Source organism: Chryseobacterium sp. MYb7, assembly GCF_002979455.1.
Classification (GTDB): Bacteria; Bacteroidota; Bacteroidia; order Flavobacteriales; family Weeksellaceae; genus Chryseobacterium.
On sequence record NZ_PCOU01000016.1, the window covers coordinates 40,090 to 65,553 of the forward strand.

Genomic DNA, 25,464 nt, shown 5'->3' on the forward strand with positions numbered 1-25,464 from the left:
ATTAGAAAGTGAATTTAAATGATAGTGTATAACTTCTGGTCCCTGGATTATTGAAATAATCAAATCCATTAGTATTTGAACTAGCACCAGCAATAGATGTTTCCGGATCTACACCTTTATAGTTAGTAATTAAAAATAAGTTTCTAGCGGAAAAAGTAACCTGAGCATCTCTTATAAAAGATAGAGTTTGAGTATTAGACAAAATTTTACCAAAATTATATGATAGACTCACATCTCTTAATCTAAGCCAGTTTATATCCTTTTCCATCTGTTGTTCGTTTGCACTACCTGATCCATCTCCTAAAAAGCTTGAATAATAAGTTTTGTTATTAATTGCTACTGTATTAGGAGCTCCTGTTTCAGTAACACCAGGTATTACATACATAGCAGATCTGTCTTCAGCAGAAGCCTGGGTCATTCCTAATCTATGCAATCTCGCTAATGTTCCATTCCAAATATCTCCACCTTTACGAATATCTATTAAAAAGCTTAAAGACAAGTTCTTATAACTGAAATTATTTCTGATTCCTCCTAACCAGTCTGGATTAGGATTTCCTATAATTTGAGATTGTGCAGAAACCAGCGGCAAGCCATCAGATCCTATAATTACATTTCCTGCTGAATCTCTTTCCCAAGCTGTTCCATAAAAAACACCAAGTGGTTGCCCTTTAATAATTGCGGGAACAACATTTCCCGAAAAAAAATCACCACCTTCACTGGAGAAATTTAAATTGTCTTGTATTTCAACTACTTTATTTACGTTTTTAGCCCAGTTAAAGTTTACACTCCAGTTAAAATTTTGATTTTTAAGAATATCATATCCTAATTCTATTTCTAAACCTTTGTTTTCAACTGTAGGACCGTTGGTAAAATAATTCTGAAATCCAGAAGATGGTGCAACAGGAGCTTGGATAAGCAGATCATAATTAGTTGATTTATAAGCACTCGCGTTTAAATGTAATCTCTTAAATAATTCTAATTCTAAACCCACTTCAAATTCGTCATTGCGTTCAGGCTTTAAATTTGGATTTTTCGCAATGGTTGTTAGTCCATAGGCTCCAACCCCCAGATATGGAGAAGTTAATTGTGGACCAAATGTATCAAAATAGGTTGGAGTTACATAAGTGCTAACAATATTATATGGATTAGCAGATGCAAAAGTTTTTGCATAAGCGACTCTTACTTTTCCTAAATTAACCCAATTTGGTAAATTTAATGTCTTATTAAACAACCACGATCCTGAAACAGAAGGATAAAAATAGGAACTATTTTGTTTAGGCAATGTGCTGCTCCAATCATTTCTACCTGTAAATGTTAAATAAAACTGATCATAAAATCCTAATTCTGCGGAAGCCAATATCCCTCTTTTAATTTGTTTGAAATCTGTATTATTGGCGACAAAAGTGGTGAAGTTAGAAAGGTTGAATTGATTAGGCTCCAACATTGTAGACCCTTGAGTATATTGATCATTTCCAAATTTAGAAATAATCTGCCCACCAAAACTATAATTCAAATTAATATTATCAGTAAAGTTGACTAATCCGCTAAAAATTAAATCTAAATTGTACTGACTTTGTGTGTAACTATCTACAACTACCTGCCCCGTACCGTCTGCTGTTGAATTACCATTACTTGAATATGAATAATTCTGCTGAGCATGAGTTGTATAGGTATCAACTCCTGCTCTTAACAATATATTAAAAGCCTTATTATAACTGTAGGTTAAATAACCACTAATGATAGATCTATTTGTCTCATCCTTATAGGGATTATTATATACAGTATAATATGGATTATCATATGCTGCAAAATAATTTTTATTATATCCTTGCACAGTTTGATAATCCCTAAGATCGTATGTTGTAGGTGTTCTAAGCAAAGATAACATTACTCCAGCAGTATTGCTTCCTTTCTGAGCTCTTAAACCATTTGTATTTGAATATTTTACATCAGCACCAGCTTTTAGTTTATCGGTTAACTTAAATTCAGAATTTACACCAAAACTTGTCTTTTTAAGTGATGTATTTGGAATAATCCCCGTTTGATCAATATGTCCAAATGATGCTCTGAAATTCCCATAATCACCTCCGCCTGAAAATGCCAGGTTATAATTTTGTGTAGCTCCTGTTTCAAAGAAATTTTTTGCATTATCATAAGCTTTCAAACCAACTACACTTGAAATTAATGGTCCCCAACTTTGATTAGTTCCACCTGTGATAGCATGGCCATCAGAGCTATATTGAGCTGGTTCAATATAGGTGGCTCCATTAGTTCCTGCAGCATAGGTTTTTTGAAGTTTTGGCAAACGAGTAATCATATCAAAAGATACAGCTGTGGAGAAATCAATTCCAATTCCTTTCTTTTTTCTACCTTTCTTACTTGTATAAATAATTACACCATTCCTTGCATTTTCTCCATATAACGCAGCTGCTGCTCCTCCTTTCAAAATGGATACACTTTCAATATCATCAGGGTTTATATCAATAGCTCTGTTTGAGTCATCTACTCCAGCCAAATTACTGCCCTGCCCTGCATTATTATTAACAGAATTATCAATAATCTGGCCATCTAAAACGATAATAGGTTGGCTTGACAGATTGATTGACTTTTGACCTCTAATCAGAATTTTGCTTGACGCTCCTGGAGTACCAGAAGAACCTGTAACTTGAATTCCCGCAGCTTTTCCTGCTAAACCTTGAATAATATTTGCCTCCCCTGATTTTTTTAAATCATCTCCATTGACTTGTGAAGTAGCATATCCTATTGTCCTCTTCTCTTTTTTAATCCCAAGTGCAGTTACCACTACACCTTCAATTTCCTTTGTCTGTGTTGCGGAATCACTTTTCTTCTGCTGGGCATTTGCAACAGCAACAGACGAAGACAATACCAAAACAAGCAGACTCGCTGTTAGTTTCTTCATATCAAATTAATTTTTAGGGAGTAAATTTGTATTTTTATTAATAACTTAACAACTAAAGCTGAATAAAATAACAAATAATCCATTAATTGATATAAAAACAATTAAATTAATTAATAAAATATGTTAAAAACAAATGATTTAATAAAAAAAAAATAACCTCAATATCTTAATTGAAGTGATCAAAATTCACCACAACAAAACAACCACAACTAACTGATTTTATGTAATATATGAATTAAAAAACCAAATATAATTCACTATTTACTATAAAAAAAACGATTACAAATAAAAAAAACCGCCAAATAGCGGTTTTTATAGGTAAATGAGAAAATTTATTCTTTTCTGAAAACGAGGACTGCCTCATCATTTCCAGGGGTAGTATCCAGATTTTTACTGCTATCATTAATTCGGAGTTCGGTACTGGAATAGGAATCAATTTCTTTTTTCAATGTTTTTGAAACTCCTGATTCCGTATAAGTAAGAGTTAATGTCTGATACATTTTATCAAAAGTCCATTTTCCTCCAAAAGAATCAAACAGATTGCAATTTCCTGAAGAAGAAGCATCATATCTTTCATAAGATCCTGAGAAATCCGGATTAATAAATATTATTCCTTTCTTTTCACAATCACTCAGCATGATTTCTTTACCCTTAAATTCGTACTTATACGGTTTCCATGTACCATTAATACTTACATTTTCATTTACAACTGTACGGTCATCATCACTAGAACATGATGCAATACTCATTAAAAGAAGAATTCCTATAAAAAGTCTCATATAAAAGTTTTTATATTCTTCAAGCCTGCAAATAGACTTGAAGAATTATTATTTAATTTAAAATTTATCCCAAAATATTTTTGTAGATACTTTATCACCTCCAATTTTTGAAGCTGCTGCGTTCACATTTTTAGCATTAAGAAGATACTCCTGATCAGAATAACGCATTCTTACTGGTACTGATTCTACTACAGAACCTCCAGGATTTTGGAAAACAGGGAAATCCAGTCTTCTTGCAAAGTTCCATGCCTGGAATCCTTTGTTGAACATCGCGATCCAAGCCTGCTCTCCTACAGATTTTTTCCAATTGGCTGCATTATATGGATTAGCAGCAATAAATGCATTTGCAGTAGCATCATTGATATTATATTCAGTCATTGAAGCTTTAATTGCAGCAGAATATAAGTTAGCAGCAGTATCTCCAACACTAAAACCTCTTGCAGCGGCTTCAGTTCTCAAGAACTGAATTTCAGAAAAATCTAATAAAAAGCCCTGTGCATTTTCACCTGAAATAACATTTGTAAAGTGAGAATAGCTGCTGAAAACATTCTGATCACCATACACACCTCCAACATAAGCACCAGCAACCGTTGTAAACCATGTTGCTCTTCTTGGGTCAGATGTAGTATTCATGAAATCAACAAGAATATCAGAAGGAACAAAGTCATTTCTACCAGATTGAATTACATCCTGATAAACTGGGTTTGACAATAATCCTGATGGGAAAGTCTGCAGTCCGAAATTATCCATTTTGTCTGTAAATAATCCCGCAGTGTAAGCAGCCTCAGCATAACTTTTAGCTAAAGCAGGGTCAGAATCTGCTAAAGTAACAGCCATTCTGAATTTCAAGGAATTACCCATTTTCTTCCACTTAGTCATATCTCCTTTGTAGATCAAATCTTTGTCATATCCACTACCAGAAGTATTAATCATAGCAACGGCTGCATCAATTCTTTTGATAAGATCCAGATACACTGTTTTTGCATCATCATAAGGAATTTCTGCACTTCCAGGATTTTCAGCAGTAGCTTTCAATGCTCCGAAATAAGGAATATCACCATAGGTGTCAACTAAATTAGCCCATGCATAGACATTTACTAATTCAATCATTGCAATATTATTGTTTTTAGTAACAGGATCCAGTCCTTCGCTTTCAAGGAATCTTCTTGCATCTCTTAATGCAGATAATACTCCCGGAGAGTTAATTGTTGCTGATGCTGATGCCATCATACGGTTATAGTGGTTTCTTGGGATTGGCCTTGTCACCATATCATAATTGGTCTCATCAGTATAGGTAGTTTCTGACCACTGCTGTGTAAAAAACCTTGTAATATTACGGTTTACATTGGCAGACAATACCTGATCAAGAAGGGCATGCTCAGCGCTGGCAAAAAGGACTCCTGAAGGAACTTCTGTTGGGTGTTTAGGATCTTCATTGAGTGAAGTGACATCTCTTTCACATGATGTAAACGTCAATGCTAATGAAGCTAAACCTATAATTAAAAATAATTTTTTCATTTTCTAGAATTTTAAAGTTAAATCTATTCCAATATCACGGGTAGTAGGTAATACTCCAATAGAATTACCTTTAGATGCTAAACCATTCCCTGTACCCGCTTCCGGATCTGCATAAGGTAAGTTTTTGTGGATAATCCAAAGGTTTCTCCCTACAATTGAAATTTTTGCCTCACGAATAGATGTATTGGCAAGGATTGATTTAGGAAGGCTGTATCCTATACTTGCTTCTCTCAGTTTTACGTAAGATGCATCATAAATAAATCTTTTATTCGGCATTCTTCTATATCCGTCAACGTTACCAAAAGATCCTGGATTGATTGTAGGGGTAGTATTTACGTTTCCATTTGGATTAACTCCCGGATGTACAAGACCACTTTCTCTGTAATCAGCCGTTTCTGCATAAAGACCAGTAGCCAATCCGTAATACATATCCGTAGAGAATACATCTCCACCTTTTTTCACATCAATAAGGAAACTTACTGTAAAGTTTTTATAACGGAAGCTGTTTCTAATACCTCCTACCCAGTCTGGCGTAATATTTCCGATAACCTGATTATTATTTCTCAGATAACGACCTGTTGCCGGATCAATTACTTTATCTCCGTTAGCATTGTATACATAATCTGATCCTACCAAAGCTCCAAAAGCTTCTCCTACACGTGCATTAAGAGATACTCCTCCCTGGTAACTTGCCATAAGGTAATTCTGAGAATCACCATTCAATGCAATAACTTTATTTTCATTTTTAGACCAGTTCACATTAACATCCCATGTAAAATTATCTGATTTAAATGGTGTACCGTTTAACTGTACTTCTATACCTTTATTATCAATCTGCCCTGCGTTTACAAGGAATGTTCTATATCCTGTTGCAGAAGAAACTGGTAAGTTGATAATCTGGTCAATTGTTCTGGTTTTATAGATGGCGATATCAAAACCTAACCTGTTTTTGAAAAACTGAGCTTCCATACCGAATTCAGTTTCTTTAGATCTCTGAGGTTTTAAATTCGGGTTTGCAAGGAAATAAGGCTGATCAAACAATCCTTCACCTCTTGCTTTAAAGGTATTTACCAATCTGTAATTATCTGTTGAAGAACCTACTTCTGCATAGTTACCTCTTACTTTCCAGAAGCTTAACCATGGCTGCTTAACAAATTCAGATAAAATAATGGCTCCTGTTACAGAATAATAATCATAATTATTGTTCGCTTTTGGTAAGTTAGAAGACTGATCAATTCTATAAGTACCATCAACAAATAAGAAATTTTTATACGCAAAAGAAGCTGTAGCATATAAACTGGAAGTAAGCTTTTTTGCATAATTTTCATCAGGCGGAAGTATTGTTCTTACCGAGTTGGAAATGGCAAAGAGCCCAGGCTTGGATAAGCCTCCTTCTGTGCTCATGAAAATATTGTCAATAAGATTTCTTCTAACATTCCCCCCTACAATACCACTTACATTCAAATCAGGAGTAATGTCGAATTTATAGTTAGCAAATACATCAAAGTTAAGCTCCGAATTTTTCACATTGGTTCTTGAATATCCTGAACTTACATTAAGCTGTGAAGCACCAAATGCCTGAGGAAGAGATCCATTCATCAATCTTTCTTCTACAACCATTTGTAAATCATCATAAGATAATTTCCCTGTGATTCCGAAGTTCTTGGAAATATCATATTTCAACTGAGCATAACTGAATATTCTCGTTCTATTATCAGACTGATAATTCTGATATCTCTGGAAATAGGGATTATTCCAATATTGAGGAGTCCCGTCAGCCGCAGTAGATCTGTTCCATGAAAAATTACTGTTTCCATTGTTAGCATAAGCATCTCTTAATGCTAATACATCTACGTTGGTCTGCCACCACTGTCTGAAACCGGTAACAACATTGTCGGAATATCCAGTTTCGTTACGACCTTTTGTGTCTTGTAAAGTTAAAGTTGTGAAAACAGAGGCATGTAGTTTATCTGTAAAATCATGATTAAACTTTGCTGAAATTGTATTTTTTCTAAGCTCTGAATTAGGCAGCAAACCATTGGATAACATATTAGAATATGACAAGGAAAGATTGGATGTTTTATTTCCTTTTTCAATGGTTATTGTATTAATATAAGTGACTGGTGTTTCAAAGAATTTAATAGGTCCGTTTTTCGCAGCAACCCAAGGTGTAGCTTTTCCATAGTTTGGAGAAGAGGGATCAAATGAATCCCATTGGTAGACCAATTGATTAGGATTAAATGCCGGCCCGTAAGATGCATCATCTACAAAGTTAGCATAGTTGTAGCCTCCAGGACCAGGAGCCTCATTCCAGGCTTGCCCACCATATCCTGCTCCATATTTTTTCTGATAAGTAGGGAAAGTAGATTTATCAATAAATCCGGCTGTAATTCCTGAGTTTAGAGTAACCCCCCAGCTTCCGTCGTTATTTCCTCTTCCGCTTTTCGTTACAATCAAGATTACCCCGTCACTACCTCTTTCACCGTACAAAGCAGATGCAGCAGCACCTTTCAGTACGTTTACAGATTCAATATCTTCCTGATTGATATCTGAAAGGAAGTTACCATAATCAAATGTAGACCCTGATACAGTACTATTATTAACTGGTGAGCCGTCGATTACAATAAGAGGTCCGCCACCACCTAAAGATTTATATCCTCTGATCAAAAGATTTGCAGATCCGCCAAAGTTGTTGTTAGTATTTACCTGTAGTCCGGCCACCTTACCTGAAAGAAGAGATGCTACGTTACCGGTATTGGTAGTTCCACCGGTTAATTCTGCAGCCTTAACTTCTTCAGAAGCATAACCAAGAGATTTTTTCTCTCTTTTAATCCCGAGTGCGGTTACAACCACCCCCTCAATTTCTTTTGTTTTAATAGTATCATTCTTTTGCTGAGCATTTGCAACAGCAATTGAGGAAGACATTACTAAAACAAGAAGACTTGCTGTTAGTTTCTTCATATCAAATTAATTTTTGTGACTTTACAAATTTGTAAAACTTTCTTAATACCACAAAGAAAAATGTAGAAAAATTGCAACCTATTCAACATTTTAGAATAAAAACAATCAATAAATTATTAAAATAAGTTAAAAACAAAACATTTAACAAAAACGCCTCATTTAAAACTTAATTTTTTTTAAGAAATAATAACAATCAATTAAATTGATATAATCTATATTTCAAATTCAATTATTATTATAAACAAATTGAATATCAATAAATTAAAAAAATAAAAAAGACAAAACCCATAAATATTCACAACCGGTACTATGCTAGGCATATTTTTGAATTTGAAAATTTTTCTGATTTTAAAACAAAAAAAACCGCCCGAAGGCGGTAAAATATATTGAAATTGTATTATAAGAATTAGTTCTGATTCCAGAATGGAGTCGTCTGGTTCTTAGTAAAACATTGAGCATTTGAAATCTGAGGAACGTTCGCTGAGTTAGCTACATATTCAGAAGACGGATACATTAATCTGTATGGTTTGTTAGGCTTCGCAGAAGTAGTCGCCATAGGCGTAATAGGGAAACCAGTTCTGTTATAATCAATGAAAGATTCCGTAGGGTTAATTCCTGCAGTAGCTAACCATTTTTGAGTCATGATCGCTTCAATCTTATTATCGTTAGTTCCAGTCCATCCTAAACCTACTTTAGTCTGTATCGCATTTTTGTATGCAGTATAGTCAGCAGTAGCAGCATATAGATAATCAAAAGATGCTTTGATTCCTTCTTCAAATACGCCTTGTCCATTGGAGAAGATACTAGGGTATCTAACTGCAGCCTCTGCCAATAAGAATTTAGCTTCTGCTAAGCTCATTATAACTCCTGATTTAGCAGAACCAACAGATGTTAATTGAGCAGTAGTACTAGGGCTACCACTACCAAATATCCAACCATTTCCAAATCTTGAAACCGTTGTTAGGTCCGTTGGAGCTCCTGGCTGACCAGGCGTAGCACCTTGTCTAACTCCTTTAACAACTGAAAGTCCGTTATAAGTAATTAATGAGAACATTCTTCCTCTTCTTCCATCTATGATACCATTAAATTTCTGATAAACATTATCAGTCATATTATAAGGGTTACCATTAAGACAAGTTGCAACATGTTCAGATGCTGTGAATAATGTATTGTTCTGCAACTGAGAATTAGAACTATTTCTTACATAATATCCATAAAACGGATTCTGCTGATCATCATTAGCAGCACTGTATCCAGGATTTACTAAAACATCACTGCTTACAAAATCCTCTCCTGATAAAGTCTGTAATTGCTGATCTCTAAAAGTAGCCATAGAACCTGTTACTTTAGACATTCTCACCAACATTCTTAATTTTACAGTATTAGCAAGACGTCTCCAGTTATCCATATTCCCCTGGAAAACTATATCAGTAGCACCTAATTCAAGCGCTGCAGCATTTGCATTATCAATAATAGTAATTGCATCATTGATACCAAGGATTAATGATCTGTAGATTTCCTCATCATTGTCATATTTTGGAGTAGCATTTGCCTGTCCCATAAATGCTTCACTATAAGGAGCATCACCATATAAATCTACAATAGTCTGCATATAGAATGCCTTCATTACTTTTGCAGCCGCTAAGTAATTGTCATACTTATGCGTTGAATTGTCAAATTTTTCAATTGCCACAAAGTTACTTACGTTTCTGTATAAACCATCCCAGATCTGTGGATAAAAAGAACTATCTACATTCAGAGTATACTCATTTCCAAACGGAGATCCAAAAGAATAAGAGTTACCAGCATAAGAGTTCATCATAAGCCCACCAAATCTATTCATCCATGTAGCTTGAGTTCTATAAGTCTGAGCAACAGCACCAGGAAATAATAAAGTTGGAGTAATAGCTTCTGCATGGATGTTATTTGGGTTTTCATTAATATCCAAATAATGATCACATGAAGTCAACGTCATAGAGGCAACGATTAAACCTAGTATTGTATATTTAAATTTTTTCATTTTCAAGTAATAATTAATTAAAGTTTAGAAAGATGCTTTAAGATTCACCCCAAAGCTTCTAGTTGACGGGTACTGCGTTGTATAAGCAAAACCAGCAGCATTCCCTGTTGTACTTGCAGTTTCCGGATCCGCATAGTTTCTATTGTTATCCGCATACTTAAAGAATGGGTTTCTTGAGTAAACACCAACTGTCAATGAATTCAAGAAAGTAGAACTTAATACTGATTTTGGTATGTCATAACTCAATGCAATTTCTCTGATCTTTAATGCAGTTGCATCAACTACTAAGTTTTCTCCAACAGCTCTATATGCACTACTTGAGAAGTAGTTAGTAACGTTAGTATAAGTTCCTGCACCTCCAACTGGAGTACTGTTAGGAGTATATATCGGATTCGCAGCCGTACCTGTATTCTGTACTGAGTTAGGAACAATATATCCTTGTGTTCTGTCAAACTCAGCCGACTCTTCTAAACCTCCTGTAAAGGCAAGTAAGTTTTTCGTAAATGATACAAATTGACCTCCTTTTCTAAAGTCTCCCATCGCAGATAAGGTGAATCCCTTATATTTAATATTAGTTGAGAATCCAAGAATGTAATCAGGGGTAGCTCTACCTAAAACCTGAAGATTACTTGTTGTTAAAGGATTTCCTTTAGAATCAACAATAATTCTTCCTTGATCATCTCTTTGGAATGCACTTCCTTTAATTACCGGGAAGTCTGATCCTTTTACAGCAAAAATACCTACCGCAGCAGCAGTACTGCTCAATAGAGATACTTCATCAGCTCCATCAGCCAATTCCAATACTTTAGATCTGTAAGTAGAATATGATACTTTCATATCCCAAGTAAAGTCTTTTGTTTTAATAGGTGTTAATCCTAAATCAAGTTCAAGACCTCTTAGTCTCATTTTACCTACATTATCAAGAACGCTGGTTAAACCAGATGCACTAGAAGTTGTTTTAGCTGTAATCAAATCATCAGTAGTAGACTGGTAAACTGAAGCATCTAATCTCACTCTGTCTTTAAGGAATCCTAAAGAAACTCCGAAATCTAAAGTATTAACAAATTCTGGCTTAATATCTACTGCTGTAGGAGTCTGGTTATTGATATATGAACTTAATCCATTGAAAGGGAACCCTGTTGGGAATACTCCAATTTCGTCAGTTGCATATGGAGGAATCGCAGAAGTGTTACCGACTCTTGTATATGAACCTGTAATTTTTGCGTAGTTAAGGATATCGCCTTTTAAGTTAGCAAATGCTTTTGTAGGAACAAAAGACAAACCTACAGAGTAATATGGATAAACTGGGTTTGTTCTCTTACCTGTATTGTAAGGAATAGTAGACATTACTGAAGACTGCTCAATTCTGAAAGTAGAGTTTAAGAATAAATAATCATTATAGCTTAAATCTAAATTAGCAAATCCTGCAATAATTCTGTTATTCGTTTGATAGTTATCTAAATTAGCACTTGAGAAAGGATCCGGATTAAGAACGTTCTTAATATTGTACCACCCTGGGATATCAAGGTTATTACCACCTACAGATGTTACGTTGTAAGTTCTATCCTGGATGTTATTACCAATGTTTAGCTTTAAGTTGATTTTATCAGATAAATCATAGTTAAAGTTAATCATTAAGTCACCATAATAATTTCTTTCTTTTGATGTACTTTCATAGTACCAAGAAGTAATATCTCCTTGTCCTAAATCTCCAAAAGTAGCTCCATCAATAGACGCTCCAGGAAGATTATATGTTTTAGTGAAAATAGCTCCATCATTATGTCTTGTATAAGTCATTCCTCTTGAAGTAAGGTTACCTGTATACGTAATGTTGATGTTCTTATTCAGTTCATAATCTAAACCAAGAATTGCACTGAAGTAATCACTACGTCTGTCATATCTTTCGTGATCGATAGTCCAGTACGGGTTTACAGCATAACCTGTATAATATCCTTCAATTCCACTGTTTCTATAAAGTTTAATGTTATTGTTAGTAGGTGTCTGAAGAATATCATCATATAGAGATGAATTCGTGTTAGATACTATTCTGTTAATGTAGTTGATGTTACCATCAATTTTTAATTTTCCAATTTTCTTACCAGCTTTGAAGATAAAACTGTTTTGTCTTAATTTATCACCTTCAACTACGAAGTTATTTTCTGTTCTGTTAGCAGAGAAAGAAACATAAGCATCAGATCCGCCTGCAGTAGCAGTAATTCCGTTTTGAGTTAATACTCCCGTAGAGAAGAATTTGTTCATGAAATTTTTTACAGGAGCATATTTTTCATAAATAAATGATCCGTCAGCCTGTGGAAGACCTGAAGGCATCATAGTTCCTCCGATTGCCGGGTTGTCATAAGCAGCACCCCAGGACATGTTTTCCCATGGCACATAGTTTGTACCACCGTAGCTTACATCACTCCATCCTTCATCCTGAACTCCTTTTCCGTATTTCTGCTGAACTTTCGGCATCATGAAAACGTTAGAAATATCAATAGAAGAATTGAAGGTCATCTGAAGTTTCTCAGATTTTGTACCTCTTTTTGTAGTTACGATAATTACACCGTTTACCCCTTGCTGACCATAAAGAGCTGCTCCCTGTAAACCTTTAATTACGTTAATGTTTTCGATTGCTTCTGGTGGTATCTGCTGTAAGATATCAGCAGATGAAATAACGTTATCAATTACAATTAATGCCTGGTTATTACCCGTAATAGATTTAGCTCCTCTTAAGACAACTCTATAACTAGGATCAACCCCATTATTTGTCAAATTGATTTGTAAACCTGAAACCTTACCCGTCAATGCCTGTACAGCGGTTGGTGCAGACGCCTGATTTAATTCTTTTGTCGTTACAACTTGCTGTGTATTTGTTACCGCGTCAGCTTTTCTTTTGATACCTAAGGCTCCGGTAACAACTATCTCCTCTATATTTTTGGTTTTTAGAGTATCCTTCGTGTTTTGAGCTGATACCATCATAAATGATGACGATAGTACCACCGCAAATACACTCGCAGTTAATTTCTTCATATCAAATTCAATTATTTTTTACAGGCTACAAATTTGTAAAACTTTCTTAAAAACACAAAGCATTTTCTTAAAAAAATATAAAAATTTAAATTATTATCAAAAAATACAACAAATAAGATATTAATATTTGTTAAAATATTAAGTTTTAACAAATATCACAACATTATTAGACTACATTATTCAAAAAATTACAATACAAATTACAATTGATAATTTTTACATAAAACTCACAAAACAACTGTAAAAAAAACAAAAAAACAAAGATAGCACCTGTGAAATAAATTAAAAAAAACAATATAATACTATAATATTTTCAATTCGCACAAATTATCTTTCTATCAAAAAAAACAACATAAAACAGCAACGATCAAAAATAATAGTATAATCATCAAAAAAATAACCTTTTTTAACAAAAAACATCAATATCAGATATTTAAAAATCATCCACAAAAAAATGCCTTAATCATATCACTTTACATTAGCAAAATCATCCAGTCAAATAATAGATTAATTATATTTGTTTTTTTAATTTTGCATCTGTCATTTTAGATAAATATGGAGCTAATAAAAAACTGGTCAAACCTTTACATCGAAGCAGGATGTGATGAAGTAGGAAGAGGATGTTTAAGCGGGCCGGTAGTGGCTGCTGCAGTAATTCTGGATGATGATTTCAATCAAAACCTTGTTAATGATTCCAAAAAATTAACATTCAAAACAAGGATGGACCTGGATGGCTACATCAAAGATAACGTGAAAAGCTACGCCATAGCAGAACTTCCTCCTTCTTTTATTGATGAGCATAATATTCTCAATGCAAGCATTCATGCAATGCATCGCGCTCTGGATAAACTTACCATAACACCAGAACTTATTTTGGTGGATGGTAATAAATTTCATCCTTACAATTACATTCCACATCAATGTATTATCAAAGGAGATTCTAAGGTTTTATCTATTGCAGCGGCATCAATTCTTGCTAAAAACTATAGGGATACACTAATGATCCAGCTCCATGAAGAACATCCTCAATATGGTTGGGACACTAATTTTGGCTATGCTACAAAAAAGCATCAGGAAGCTCTTATAAAGTATGGCCCGACATCTCATCACAGACAATCTTTCAGACTAAAATATGATTGAAAACCCTTGATTTTCAATTATTAAATCATCATCCATTGATAGGAAATTTAAAACCATTCTAAATAAAAGGCCAGATAAAAAAAGAGAAGCAATTTAAAAACTGCTTCTCTTTTTATGTTATAATTTAAGAATTATTTCTTTTTATTCCTTTGCTGCTCCTGAGTTTTTTGCTGCTCCTGAGCCTTCTCCATCATTTCTCTCATTCTCTTTTGGAACTTACCTTCTGCTTTTGGCTTTTCCTTATTAGACTGAATCTGAGCATGGATTTTCTTCTCATCCAGAATCACATACTTAATAACAAGGATGATTAAAATGTTAATCGCATTTGATACAAAATAATACCATGAAAGCCCTGAAGCTGAAGTGTTAAGGAAAAATAGGAATGTAATCGGGAAGATGTACATTAATACTTTCATATTTGGCATTCCTTCCTGCTGAGGCTGCTGCATGTTTCCTGAAGTCATTACTGTATAAATTAAAATAACAACTGTACAAGCTAATGCAAAAATACTTAAGTGATCTCCTAAGAAAGGAACTTTAAACGGAAGCTTGATCAAATCATCATAAGCTGTCAAATCCTTTGCAAACCAAAACCCTTGTCCTCTAAGGTCAATAAAGTTCGGGAAGAAACGGAATAAAGCATAGAAGATAGGAATCTGAACCAATGCAGGTAAACATCCCGCCATCTGATTCACTCCGGCTTTTCTATAGATCTCCATTGTAGCCTGCTGCTTCTTCATTGGATCTGCATCTTTGAACTTCGCATTTGCTTCATCAATTTCCGGACGAATTACTTTCATCATCGCACTCAATTTATGCTGCTTATACATAATTGGTGAAAGAATCAGCTTTACAATGATCGTCATTACAAAAATTACCCAACCCGCTGATAATCCCCACGCAGCAATAATACTGTATAACCACATGAAGAAATAACGGTTCATTGCTCCGATGAATGACCAGCCTAATGGAAGAATCTCATCAAAGTTCTTATCATAAGATTTAAGCAATGGTAAGTCCAATGGCATAAAATACCATGTGAAATCCTGGTTCAGCTCACTTCCTGTCATCTGAACAAAACCTTCATAGTTGAATTTCTTTAAATATTCTCCTTCTTCAACAGTTTCCTGGTTTCCTTTACTTTGGGTAAATCCGTTTTTAGCTTCAATTACTGAAGAGAAAAACTGCTGCTTCACCCCAATCCAGTTAAGGGTTTCCTTTTCTTCATCCATTGTGGTTCTTCCATCATAATCATAGTCTTTATAATTATTGAAAGCATAAGAAAATTCTGAGTGAGACTGCTCCTGAGCTCTACCCTTTTCTAAGTTTCTCACATTATAATCCCAAATAAAATCAGCTTTGTTGTCTGAAGTAATTTTAGAAAGCCCCTGAGTTCTTACTTTAAAATCAAGAGTATATTTAGGAAGCAATGTATAAATAAACTGAATGACAGCACCGTTGTAATCTGCAGTTAAGGTTACTGCATTACCGTTAACAGTAGGCGAGAAAACTAAATCTTTAGTATTAATAACCTTTCCTGTTTTGTCTTTAAACTGAAAACCGTAGTTTGAATTATTTTTATTGATCAGATAAAGTGGCTGATCAGCATTGTCTGTTTTGTGGTTGTATGCTTTATATTTTAAAAGCTCTACTTTAGAAACCTGCCCTCCTAAGCTTGAAAATTCAAGTTTCAATTCATTATTTCCAAGACTTGCTGTCTGGATTGCATTAGGAGTTACATTTGGATTGATATTGTTTGCCTGAGTTTGCTTTACGGCATTTTTTACCTGTTCCGTTTTCTGCTCCTGAGCTTTCAACTCCGCTTCTTTCGTTTGTTTGTTCTGGAAGTAGAACATAAAACCGAAGAGAACAAGGCATAAAACCGCGAAGCTAATCATTTGCTTCTTATCGATTCCGTTGTTTTGTTGCATTTTATTTTATATTAAAATTTTAAACTTAAAATATACGTATCAGCGTACATAATTTGAGCTGACAAAAATACTGTTTTTTTATCAAAACTCTATGCTTTACGTTGTTACTATATAATAAACTCAAGCTGATTATTCTCAGCTTGAGTTTATGTGTAGACGTTTATGATAAAGTTTTACCTTATTTCTTTTCGCAAGCCTTAATGAAAGCTCTGAACAAAGGATGCGGTGTAGCTACCGTACTCTTATATTCCGGGTGATACTGAACTCCTACATAGAATGGGTGATCCGGAAGTTCAAGTGCTTCTACCAAACCTGTTTCAGGGTTAGTACCTGTAGCAAGGAAACCATTTTTCTCAAACTCCTGAAGATATTCACTGTTGAATTCATAACGGTGACGGTGTCTTTCAGAGATATTTTTGGTTCCGTAGATATCATTTAATTTAGATCCGTTCTTCAAAGAACATTTCCATGCTCCAAGACGCATTGTACCTCCTTTATCTACTATATTTTTCTGTTCTTCCATTAAAGAGATTACAGGATCCGGAGTAGCGGTATCAAATTCCATAGAGTTTGCTTTGGTATGTCCTAAAACATTTCTTGCAAATTCAATCGTCATAATCTGCATTCCTAAACAGATTCCCAACATTGGAATTTTATTTTCTCTTGCATATTTTGCAGTAAGAACTTTTCCTTCAATCCCTCTGTCTCCGAAACCAGGAGCTACAAGGATACCATTCACTCCTTTCAGAGTATCTTTGATATTTTCCTCCGTAATATCTCCACTGTATACCCATCTTACTTTTACCTCAGTTTCAAGGTCAGCTCCTGCATGTTTGAAAGCTTCAGCAATAGAAATATAAGAATCCTGAAGTGAAATATATTTCCCTACCAATGCAATTTCAACAGTTTTCTTAGGGTTCTGGAATTTCTTAAGGAAATTCTTCCAGTCTTTAAGATCTGCATCTTTATCACTTTTCAGATCCAGTTCTTTCAATACTACATCATCAAAATTTTGTTTCTGAAGATACATTGGAACTTCATAGATCGTTTCAAGATCTTTACATTCGATAACATTATCTAAAGGAACGTTACAGAACTGAGCCAATTTTGCTCTCTGATCTTTAGGAATTTTATGTTCTGTTCTGCACACTAAAACATCTGCCATAATTCCGCTTTCCATCAACTGACGAACGGAATGCTGAGATGGTTTTGTTTTTAATTCTCCACTTGAAGCCAGATATGGCAATAAAGTAAGGTGAATCACCATAGAATTTTTCTCTCCTAACTCCCATTTTAACTGACGAACAGTTTCAATATAAGGTAAAGATTCAATATCCCCTACAGTTCCTCCGATCTCAGTAATAATGATATCGTAGTTCTGCTTGGAAAGCATTTTAATTCTACGTTTAATTTCGTTAGTAATATGAGGAATTACCTGAACTGTTTTTCCAAGGAAATCTCCTTTTCTTTCTTTTTCAATTACAGTCTGGTAGATTTTTCCTGTAGTAACGTTGTTGTTTTGGGATGTAGGAGCATCAAGATAACGCTCATAGTGGCCTAAATCCAGATCCGTCTCTGCACCATCTTCAGTCACATAACACTCTCCGTGCTCATAAGGATTCAAAGTTCCCGGGTCGATATTGATATAAGGATCTAGTTTTTGGATCGTTACGTTAAAACCGCGTGATTTTAGCAATAGTCCCAGAGAAGCAGACACGATTCCTTTTCCCAAAGATGAAGTTACACCTCCTGTCACAAAGATGTACTTTGTATTCTTTTTACTCATTAGATTAGGTTTGTGCAAAGTTATGGGAAAAAGAGATACAAAGCAATCTTTTGCATTTTGAAAATGATAAAACATCCTTCAAACAATCATAAAACCTGATAAAAATTTTTATCTATATTTGATATAAGCAAATGAAACAAAGCTATAACCATCATGATTTCCGTATATAAATTAAAACCAAAATTCCAACAGCTTCTCACGCCTGTTTTATTATTTTTTCACAGAAATAAAATCACAGCCAATCAGATTACTATCAGCTCTATTCTTTTATCCATAGTTATTGGAATCTTTTTCTGGAATGCAGATATATCGAAATGGTTCTTTCTGAGCCTGCCTACCGGATTACTTCTGAGGATGGCTTTAAATGCTTTGGACGGAATGATGGCCAGAAAATTCAATCAGACCAGTAAACTCGGAGAAGTTTTGAATGAAGTGGGTGATATTGTTTCCGATGTGATTATATTTTTCCCTCTCCTTAAATTTCAACCAGAGAGTTTATATCTTATCGTTGTGTTTATCGTTCTTGGAATTATTAATGAATTTGCTGGATTAATGGGAAAAATCGTAGGAAAAGAACGCCGTTATGATGGTCCAATGGGGAAAAGTGACCGTGCACTTGTTCTAGGAGTCTATGGATTGTTAATGCTTTTCGAAGTAAACATTTCCGGTGTTTCCCAATATATTTTTGGAATTATCATTACTTTACTTCTGATCAGCACTTATATCCGACTTAAGAAATCTCTGAATGAAGCCTGAAGAAAATAAATTTGCAGATGTTCCTTTAAGGGTAAAAACATGGATTTACATCATTATTGTTTTTGCGCTGGGGATCTCACATCCTATTGCCATGACTGTTTTTGTTTCGTGGATAAGTTATCAGTGCTTTTTTGAATTTTCAAGGATGTTTAAAATTTATGAATCTCCTGTTGCTCCTTCGATCTTTATAGGAGTTTTACAGTTTTTTCTGCTTTATTTCTTGAATATTGAAACCTACTTTTTGTACAGCTTTCTTATATCAACACTTATTTCATCTCGCTTTATATTGTGGGGAACTTCTAAAAAACATCTATATGGAATTTCTGTTGCTTTATTAATTTGTCTTTTTTCCTTTCCTCATTTGTTATGGATAAGAGACAGCGTTGATGGATTGAGTGCCATTATTTTCATTGTTGTTGTGACAGAGCTCAATGATGTATTTCAGTATCTGATGGGGAAATTTTTCGGAAAACATAAAATAACTCCTCAAATAAGTCCTAACAAAACACTGGAAGGTCTTATTGGTGGTGTTTTTCTTACCCTTATTTTAAGTAATATTCTAGGTTATTTTCTACTTAAAACTGATATTTTAACCAACAGTATTTTAGGACTTGTTCTGGGAATTTCAGGTTTTTTTGGAGATATTTTTATGTCTTATTTAAAAAGAACAACAGGAGTAAAAGATACCGGAACTCTTCTTCCGGGACATGGTGGTCTTCTCGACAGAGTAGACAGTTTAGTATTTAACGCTCCTCTATTCTTCTGGTTATTTCCTCTTTTGATCAAAAATTAAGGCAATGAGTGAAAAATTTAAAAGAGCAGTTATCTTTTCAGGAGGCGGAACAAGACTGATGATTTATCTAGGGATGTTTGCAGCGCTGGAAAAACTCGATCTCAAACCGGACATCCTGATTGCTTCCTGTGGCGGATCATTTGCAGCCACAATCATCAATGCTTTTCCTGATCATCTTTCCAGAAAAGAATATCTGCAGTCTGAAGAATACTTTCAGTTTGTTTCAGGTACAATCGTAACAGAGCAAAAAAAGTTATCAAAAATGGGACTTTTTTCATTAAAAAAAATGCTGGATAAAAGAAAAGCTCCCTTTATTGAAGATGTTTTCAACCGATACCTTGTGGAAATGCCTCAAGATCTATCTGAATACTTTCCATCTATCAAAAATGTTCAGTTTTCAAAAGAAATACCGACTGTAATTATTGGTTCCGAAGTTCTTTTTACCCCAAAAGATTGTGGACAGAAAAGAAATGGAAGAAAACTATATCAAAAAGCAATTTTTACAGATCCTGAAACAACAAAGAAAATCAATCCTGAAAAAATCATTGCTGATTCTGAGAGCTTTAAAAACAGTGCCGTTAAAGAATCTCCCAAAATTTTCACAAATTTTTCTCTACTTGAAAGCACCCGCGCTTCCATTTCCGATATGTTTTATGTAGAACCTGCATTTCTTCAGGGAAAATATTTTGCCGGCGGAGCTATAGATCTCGTTCCGGCTGAAATAAGCCAACATCTGGCACAGGAAATCATTACCGAAAAAAAACAGTCTTACAATCCAATAGAAGAAGCACTTGTACGTTCTGTCCTTGGATTTAGCGGCAATGAAAGACTTGCAGAAACCAACCTGCTTTTATCCGGTCTTCAGATTGACACTATCAATATAAAACAAGAACTGGAAGGGCATTATCTAAAAAAAGGAATTGACTGGAAAAAATTTGAAGTCAGTTTTTCATTCCCGAAAAACTATCAGCAATTTGTAAAAGATATGGAAATACAATGGCAGTATGGGTTTGATCAAACAATGAAAAGTATAAAAAAGGGATAACAATATTTTAACTGAAAACATGAAAATTCCCCTCCTCCGGTGGGGTGGCGAAAATTCAAAGAATTTTTGACGGGGTGGTTTTTAACACATAGTTTTAAGTTTCGGCTAAAGCCAATGGCATGGTAATCTATTGTGATCACGGGCTAAAGCCCGTGCCTATTGAATTAATATTTCAGAAAATAAAACTTTAGACAGCTTCATCAAAAAACATTCACCCAATTTTCACTTTTAAAATCTATTTTTACAAAAATGAAAACTACCAAACACTTATGAACGTTTTTATCGCAGGCGGAACTTCGGGTATTGGCTATACATTGGCCAAACATTATCTTTCTAAAGGATGTAGTGTAGGAATCTGCGGAAGAGATCTTACCAAAATCACTGAAAATAATTCTAAGGATTTAAAAGCATTTCAGACAGATGTTTGTGATATAAACGCCATGTTATCCACATTGCAATCTTTTCTTGTGGATAAAAATGGTCTTGACATTTTTATCAACTGTGCCGGAAGCTATGCTGAAGATGTAGCAGGAAGAATTTCCTATGAAGAGGCTGAAGAAATGCTTCAAACTAATATTCTGGGTACCGTAAACTGCTTCGAGGCAACGAGAAAAGTAATGAAAAACCAGCAAAAAGGAAGCATTGCTGTGATTGCTTCTGTTTCCGGGATGCTTGAATATGAAAACTCTAGTCTTTATACGAAGACCAAACGTTCTGTCATTCAGATTGCAGATGCGTATCGACGAGCGTTAAAACCTTTTGGAATCTCCGTCACTACAATTGCACCAGGATATATTGACACTGAGAAATTAAGACAGCTCAACCAAAATGATTTAAGCAAAAAACCATTTCTTACGGATGTACAAACTGCAGTCCTAATTATTACTGAAGCTATTGAAAATCAGAAAAAACTCATTATTTTTCCTTCAAAAATGAAGTGGATGATGCGGTCATTATCCCTGCTTCCTTCTTCACTATTAAATATCATCATGTTTAGAAAGGCCAAATGGATGAAAAACGACTAGCAATACAACAGAAACTTTACGCTCTCACTCTTTGTGCCATTGTATTTATGATGGTTTACAATTTCGCGGCATGGTATGTTTCGAGACTGGCAAATGTTCCGTCTTTTGTTTTTGATTTTGAAAAATACATTCCATTTATTTCGTGGAGCATCATTCCTTATATGACGAGCGGAATCTTTTTCTGTCTGGTGTTTTTTTTCTGTCAGAATAAAGAACAGCTGAAAGTTTTGACCCAAAGAATACTTTTTGTAACTGTTGTTGCAGGGATTTGTTTCTTATTATTTCCCTTAAAATTTTCTCTGCCAAAACCTGAGGTCGACAGTTCTATTTTGGGATATTCTTTTCAGTTTTTAAAAGTATTTGATGCTCCGTTCAATCAGGCTCCTTCGCTTCATATTGCCTATGCTTTTATTTTTTGGTCTGTTTTCAGGAATTTAAAAAGAGGAAGAACTTTGGTAATGTTTTGGCTTATTCTGCTGGGAATTTCTACTTTGACAACCTATCAGCATCATTTCATTGATGTCATCACTGGAAGTATTCTCGCTCATCTAAGTTTTATCATCTTTCCTTATAGAAAAACCGATTTTCAGTACCGAAATTTTCAAGTTGCTAACCTCTATTTTTTATCAGGATGGATTCTCATTTTAGCAGCAATTCTTGCTGGTCAATTCTTTGGAAAAGCAGGATTAGTTTTACTTTGGCCAAGTTTTATGATTCTTCTCATCGGATATCATTATCAGAAAAATAATATCTTCGTTTTAAAAAATAAAAAAGGAAATATTCCATGGTTTAAAAAGATTTTTTATTTCCCATACCTGATCCTGTATCAGATATTTTGGACGTTTCTCCGAAAAAACAGAACGCCTGTGGAAATTATTCCCGGTTTATATATTTCATCAAGACCTGATCATGAAAGTCTGAAAGATTTCCAGATTGACAAAACAACCATTGTTTATGACCTATCAGCCGAAATGGAAGAGCTTACCATTATAAAGGATAAAGCAAATTATCATGCCGCTCCTTTTCTGGATATTGGAATGCTCGATATTAAGGAAACTCAAAAATTGGTTTCGGAAATCACAGAACATTATCAACAGCTTCCACCAGATGGAAAGATTCTGATCCACTGTACTATGGGATTCACCAGAAGTTCAGTAATCGGGATTTTAGTAATCAAAAATATTTTATCTTTACCTCTTACAGAAGCAATAACCATGATGAAAATCCACAATAAGCATGCTGTGATTCATACCTATCTGGAGGATTTTCTGAAAAAATTTTAAACTATGAACAGCGGACATTTTAAAAGTTTTGACAACAGCGAAATTTTTTATCGTGAGTGGAATTATAAGCCCCACCAGAAAAGTATCATCATGATCCATCGCGGACACGAGCATTCTGAAAGACTGAATGATATTGCTCAATCTCCTCAGTTTTCAAAATATAATATCTTCGCATTCGACCTTCGGGGACATGGCCATACAAAAACCCAAACCTCATCTGTATTTATGGATTACGTGAGAGATCTTGATGCATTTTCAAAATTTATCTGTTCTCATTACCATGTAAAAACTTCAGATATTTTCGTTCTGGCCAATAGTATAGGCGGAGTTGTGGCTTCTGCCTGGGCGCATGATTTCGCCCCTTCTATCGCTGGAATGGCTCTTCTGGCACCAGCATTTAAAATCAATCTCATTGTTCCTCTTGCTAATGAAATGATTACGTTGGGAACAAAGCTTAAGAAAGGGCTGATCATTAAAAGTTATGTAAAATCCAAAATGCTTACTCATGATCCTGAACAACAAAAGGCCTATGACACAGATCCGCTGATCTCAAGATCTATTGATGCAGAACTTCTTATTGATCTGGCAAAAGCCGGAAAACGGCTGATAGAAGATGCTGAAGCTATAGATACCCCGACTTTGATTCTGGCTGCAGAAAAAGATCATGTGGTTTTTAATAAAGAACAGAAAATATTCCATGAAAAACTGGATACCGATTTGAAACACTATGAAGTTCTTCCTGATTTTTTCCATGGTATTCTATTCGATACCGGAAAGGAAAAAGTCTATGATAAAGTTGTAGATTTTGTTGAAAAATGCTTCAACAGACCTATAAAGCAAGCTTCTCTTTCCCCTGATCAATTTTCCGTAAAAGAATATAAAGATCTGCAAAACAATATCGGGAATAACCTGAATTTTAAAATGCAGAAATTGTCTTTGGGAAAGATCGGAAAAATCAGCAACGGAATGGCTATTGGTTTAAAATATGGTTTTGATTCCGGGGCTTCGCTGGATTATGTTTACCAGAATCAACCGAAAGGAAAATTGGGTTTCGGAAAAATGATGGATAAAAATTACCTCAACGCTATTGGCTGGAAGGGAATCCGCATCAGAAAACAACATTTATTGCAGCTTTTGGAACATAATATACAGACCCTGAAACACCAGGGAAGATCTGTTAAAATACTGGATATTGCCGGCGGAACAGGAAATTATTTATTTGATATCAAAGAAAAATATCCGGATGCAGAAATCGTAATCAATGAATTTGTGAAATCCAATATAGAAATCGGGGAAAAGGTCATAAAAGAAAAAAATTATCAGAATATCCGCTTTACTAATTTTGACTGTTTTGATCCACAGACCTATCAGAAACTGAATTTTGAACCCAATATCACTATTGTTTCCGGAATTCTTGAACTTTTTGGAGATAACGAAATGGCAAGTAAAGCGATTCAGGGTGTGAATTCTATTTCGGAAAAGAACGCTTACATTGTTTATACCGGACAGCCGTGGCATCCTCAATTAAAAATGATTGCTTATGTTCTGAATAATCATCAGAATAAAGACTGGATTATGAGAAGGCGCTCACAGAAGGAGCTGGACAGAATAATGGCTTTTAACACTGTTCAGAAAGAGAATATGCTGATTGATGACTTTGGAATTTTTACTGTTTCTTCCGGAAAAGTGAATGTTTCAAGCTAATTCTTTTTAAATTTTAATCAGATTTCACCAATAAAAAAAGGTTTTCCGATCAAATGGAAAACCCTTTTTATTTTTATATTTTGAAATTTTACTGCTTTACCAATTCAAAGTAAGCCGTTACTTCAACATCTTTCGCGATACCAGCTGCTGTTGGATCATATTTAATTCCATAATCCAGACGGTTTACGGTAAACTTTGTCTGAATCCCCATGATTTCTTTCCCATCTTTATTCTTCGTAATTCCACCAAAGGTAACCGGAGCCGTGATTTCTTTCTCCACTCCTTTCATAGTCAGTTTCCCTTTAACGATATAATTATTGTTCTTATCTTTTGTAACCGAAGAACTTTTAAATTCAATGGTAGGATATTTCTCCACATCAAAAAAATCTTCACTTACAAGATGTCTGTCTCTTACGTTTACTCCGGTATTAACAGTAGCAACACTTACCGAGAAGCTTAAATCTGCCTTATCCAGACTAGCGCCGCTAGTGGCAACTCTTCCGTCGAATTTATCAAACCTTCCCTGTACAAAACTAATTCCCATGTGCTTAATATTAAAGTTGACAGAAGAATGCATATGGTCTGCTTCCCAGGTACCTTGTGCAAATGCAACTGCACTTAAAAGCACAAATACAAAAGATAAAAATACTTTTTTCATTGTAATTATATTTTACATTACTATTTTAAATTGAACAAAGCTAAGATATGAAAGAAATCTCTACCATTGATGGATTAGTTTTTAATATTAAATCCATTTAGACGCTGAAATAAAA

At 34.6% G+C, this 25,464-nt stretch carries 16 protein-coding genes; 7 read left to right on the forward strand and 9 right to left on the reverse strand.

Translation table 11 applies throughout. The annotated features are described in order from the left end of the window. Position 1 precedes the first annotated feature (1 nt). From CQ046_RS13670 to CQ046_RS13695, 6 genes are all read right to left on the reverse strand, one after another. Positions 2 to 2,920 (reverse strand): SusC/RagA family TonB-linked outer membrane protein, encoded by a 2,919-nt coding sequence (locus CQ046_RS13670; RefSeq protein WP_105702805.1) that lies wholly within the window; start codon positions 2,918 to 2,920, stop codon positions 2 to 4. A 332-nt stretch (positions 2,921 to 3,252) separates the two neighbouring features. Next, complete coding sequence (locus CQ046_RS13675; protein ID WP_105702806.1) at positions 3,253 to 3,699, reverse strand: lipocalin family protein; 447 nt, start codon at positions 3,697 to 3,699, stop codon at positions 3,253 to 3,255. Positions 3,700 to 3,756: 57 nt separating this feature from the next. Further along, positions 3,757 to 5,217 carry a SusD/RagB family nutrient-binding outer membrane lipoprotein gene (locus CQ046_RS13680; RefSeq protein WP_105702807.1) on the reverse strand — a complete coding sequence of 487 codons (1,461 nt, stop codon included), beginning with the start codon at positions 5,215 to 5,217 and terminating at the stop codon, positions 3,757 to 3,759. Positions 5,218 to 5,220: 3 nt separating this feature from the next. Beyond that, positions 5,221 to 8,178 (reverse strand): SusC/RagA family TonB-linked outer membrane protein, encoded by a 2,958-nt coding sequence (locus CQ046_RS13685; protein ID WP_105702808.1) that lies wholly within the window; start codon positions 8,176 to 8,178, stop codon positions 5,221 to 5,223. A gap of 406 nt (positions 8,179 to 8,584) precedes the next feature. Beyond that, a complete protein-coding gene (locus tag CQ046_RS13690; protein ID WP_105702809.1) occupies positions 8,585 to 10,198 on the reverse strand; it encodes a SusD/RagB family nutrient-binding outer membrane lipoprotein in 1,614 nt (537 codons plus the stop codon). Between the two features lie 24 nt (positions 10,199 to 10,222). Beyond that, entirely contained in the window at positions 10,223 to 13,228 is a 3,006-nt protein-coding gene (locus CQ046_RS13695; RefSeq protein WP_105702810.1) for a SusC/RagA family TonB-linked outer membrane protein, read from the reverse strand. A 555-nt stretch (positions 13,229 to 13,783) separates the two neighbouring features. On the opposite strand from CQ046_RS13695, the gene CQ046_RS13700 reads away from it, so the two are divergent. Continuing rightward, positions 13,784 to 14,368 carry a ribonuclease HII gene (locus CQ046_RS13700; protein WP_105702811.1) on the forward strand — a complete coding sequence of 195 codons (585 nt, stop codon included), beginning with the start codon at positions 13,784 to 13,786 and terminating at the stop codon, positions 14,366 to 14,368. Between the two features lie 131 nt (positions 14,369 to 14,499). Here CQ046_RS13700 and yidC read toward each other — a convergent pair whose 3' ends face one another. Continuing rightward, a complete protein-coding gene (gene yidC / locus CQ046_RS13705; RefSeq protein WP_105702812.1) occupies positions 14,500 to 16,299 on the reverse strand; it encodes a membrane protein insertase YidC in 1,800 nt (599 codons plus the stop codon). A gap of 178 nt (positions 16,300 to 16,477) precedes the next feature. Continuing rightward, complete coding sequence (locus CQ046_RS13710) at positions 16,478 to 18,085, reverse strand: CTP synthase (protein ID WP_105702813.1); 1,608 nt, start codon at positions 18,083 to 18,085, stop codon at positions 16,478 to 16,480. A gap of 153 nt (positions 18,086 to 18,238) precedes the next feature. Between CQ046_RS13710 and CQ046_RS13715 the strand changes: the two genes are divergently transcribed. The 6 genes from CQ046_RS13715 to CQ046_RS13740 all read left to right on the forward strand — a co-directional run bounded on the left by CQ046_RS13715 (position 18,239) and on the right by CQ046_RS13740 (position 24,691). Beyond that, on the forward strand, positions 18,239 to 18,841 hold the full coding sequence (locus CQ046_RS13715; protein WP_105702814.1) for a CDP-alcohol phosphatidyltransferase family protein: 603 nt from the start codon (positions 18,239 to 18,241) through the stop codon (positions 18,839 to 18,841). Then, positions 18,831 to 19,634 carry a phosphatidate cytidylyltransferase gene (locus CQ046_RS13720; protein ID WP_105702815.1) on the forward strand — a complete coding sequence of 268 codons (804 nt, stop codon included), beginning with the start codon at positions 18,831 to 18,833 and terminating at the stop codon, positions 19,632 to 19,634. Before CQ046_RS13715 ends, CQ046_RS13720 begins: the two co-directional genes overlap by 11 nt. Positions 19,635 to 19,638: 4 nt before the next feature. Then, positions 19,639 to 20,679, forward strand: coding sequence for a patatin-like phospholipase family protein (locus CQ046_RS13725; protein ID WP_105702816.1), 1,041 nt, complete (start codon positions 19,639 to 19,641; stop codon positions 20,677 to 20,679). A gap of 269 nt (positions 20,680 to 20,948) precedes the next feature. Further along, positions 20,949 to 21,704, forward strand: coding sequence for an SDR family NAD(P)-dependent oxidoreductase (locus CQ046_RS13730; RefSeq protein ID WP_105702817.1), 756 nt, complete (start codon positions 20,949 to 20,951; stop codon positions 21,702 to 21,704). Further along, entirely contained in the window at positions 21,686 to 22,987 is a 1,302-nt protein-coding gene (locus CQ046_RS13735; RefSeq protein WP_105702818.1) for a phosphatase PAP2 family protein, read from the forward strand. Before CQ046_RS13730 ends, CQ046_RS13735 begins: the two co-directional genes overlap by 19 nt. Positions 22,988 to 22,990: 3 nt before the next feature. Continuing rightward, positions 22,991 to 24,691: a bifunctional alpha/beta hydrolase/class I SAM-dependent methyltransferase gene (locus CQ046_RS13740; RefSeq protein WP_105702819.1), complete on the forward strand. Its 1,701-nt coding sequence runs from the start codon at positions 22,991 to 22,993 to the stop codon at positions 24,689 to 24,691. An 88-nt stretch (positions 24,692 to 24,779) separates the two neighbouring features. On the opposite strand, the gene CQ046_RS13745 is transcribed toward CQ046_RS13740, so the two are convergent. Next, positions 24,780 to 25,349, reverse strand: a complete 570-nt coding sequence (locus CQ046_RS13745) for a YceI family protein (RefSeq protein WP_105702820.1) — start codon at positions 25,347 to 25,349, stop codon at positions 24,780 to 24,782. Between the last annotated feature and the right edge of the window lie 115 nt (positions 25,350 to 25,464).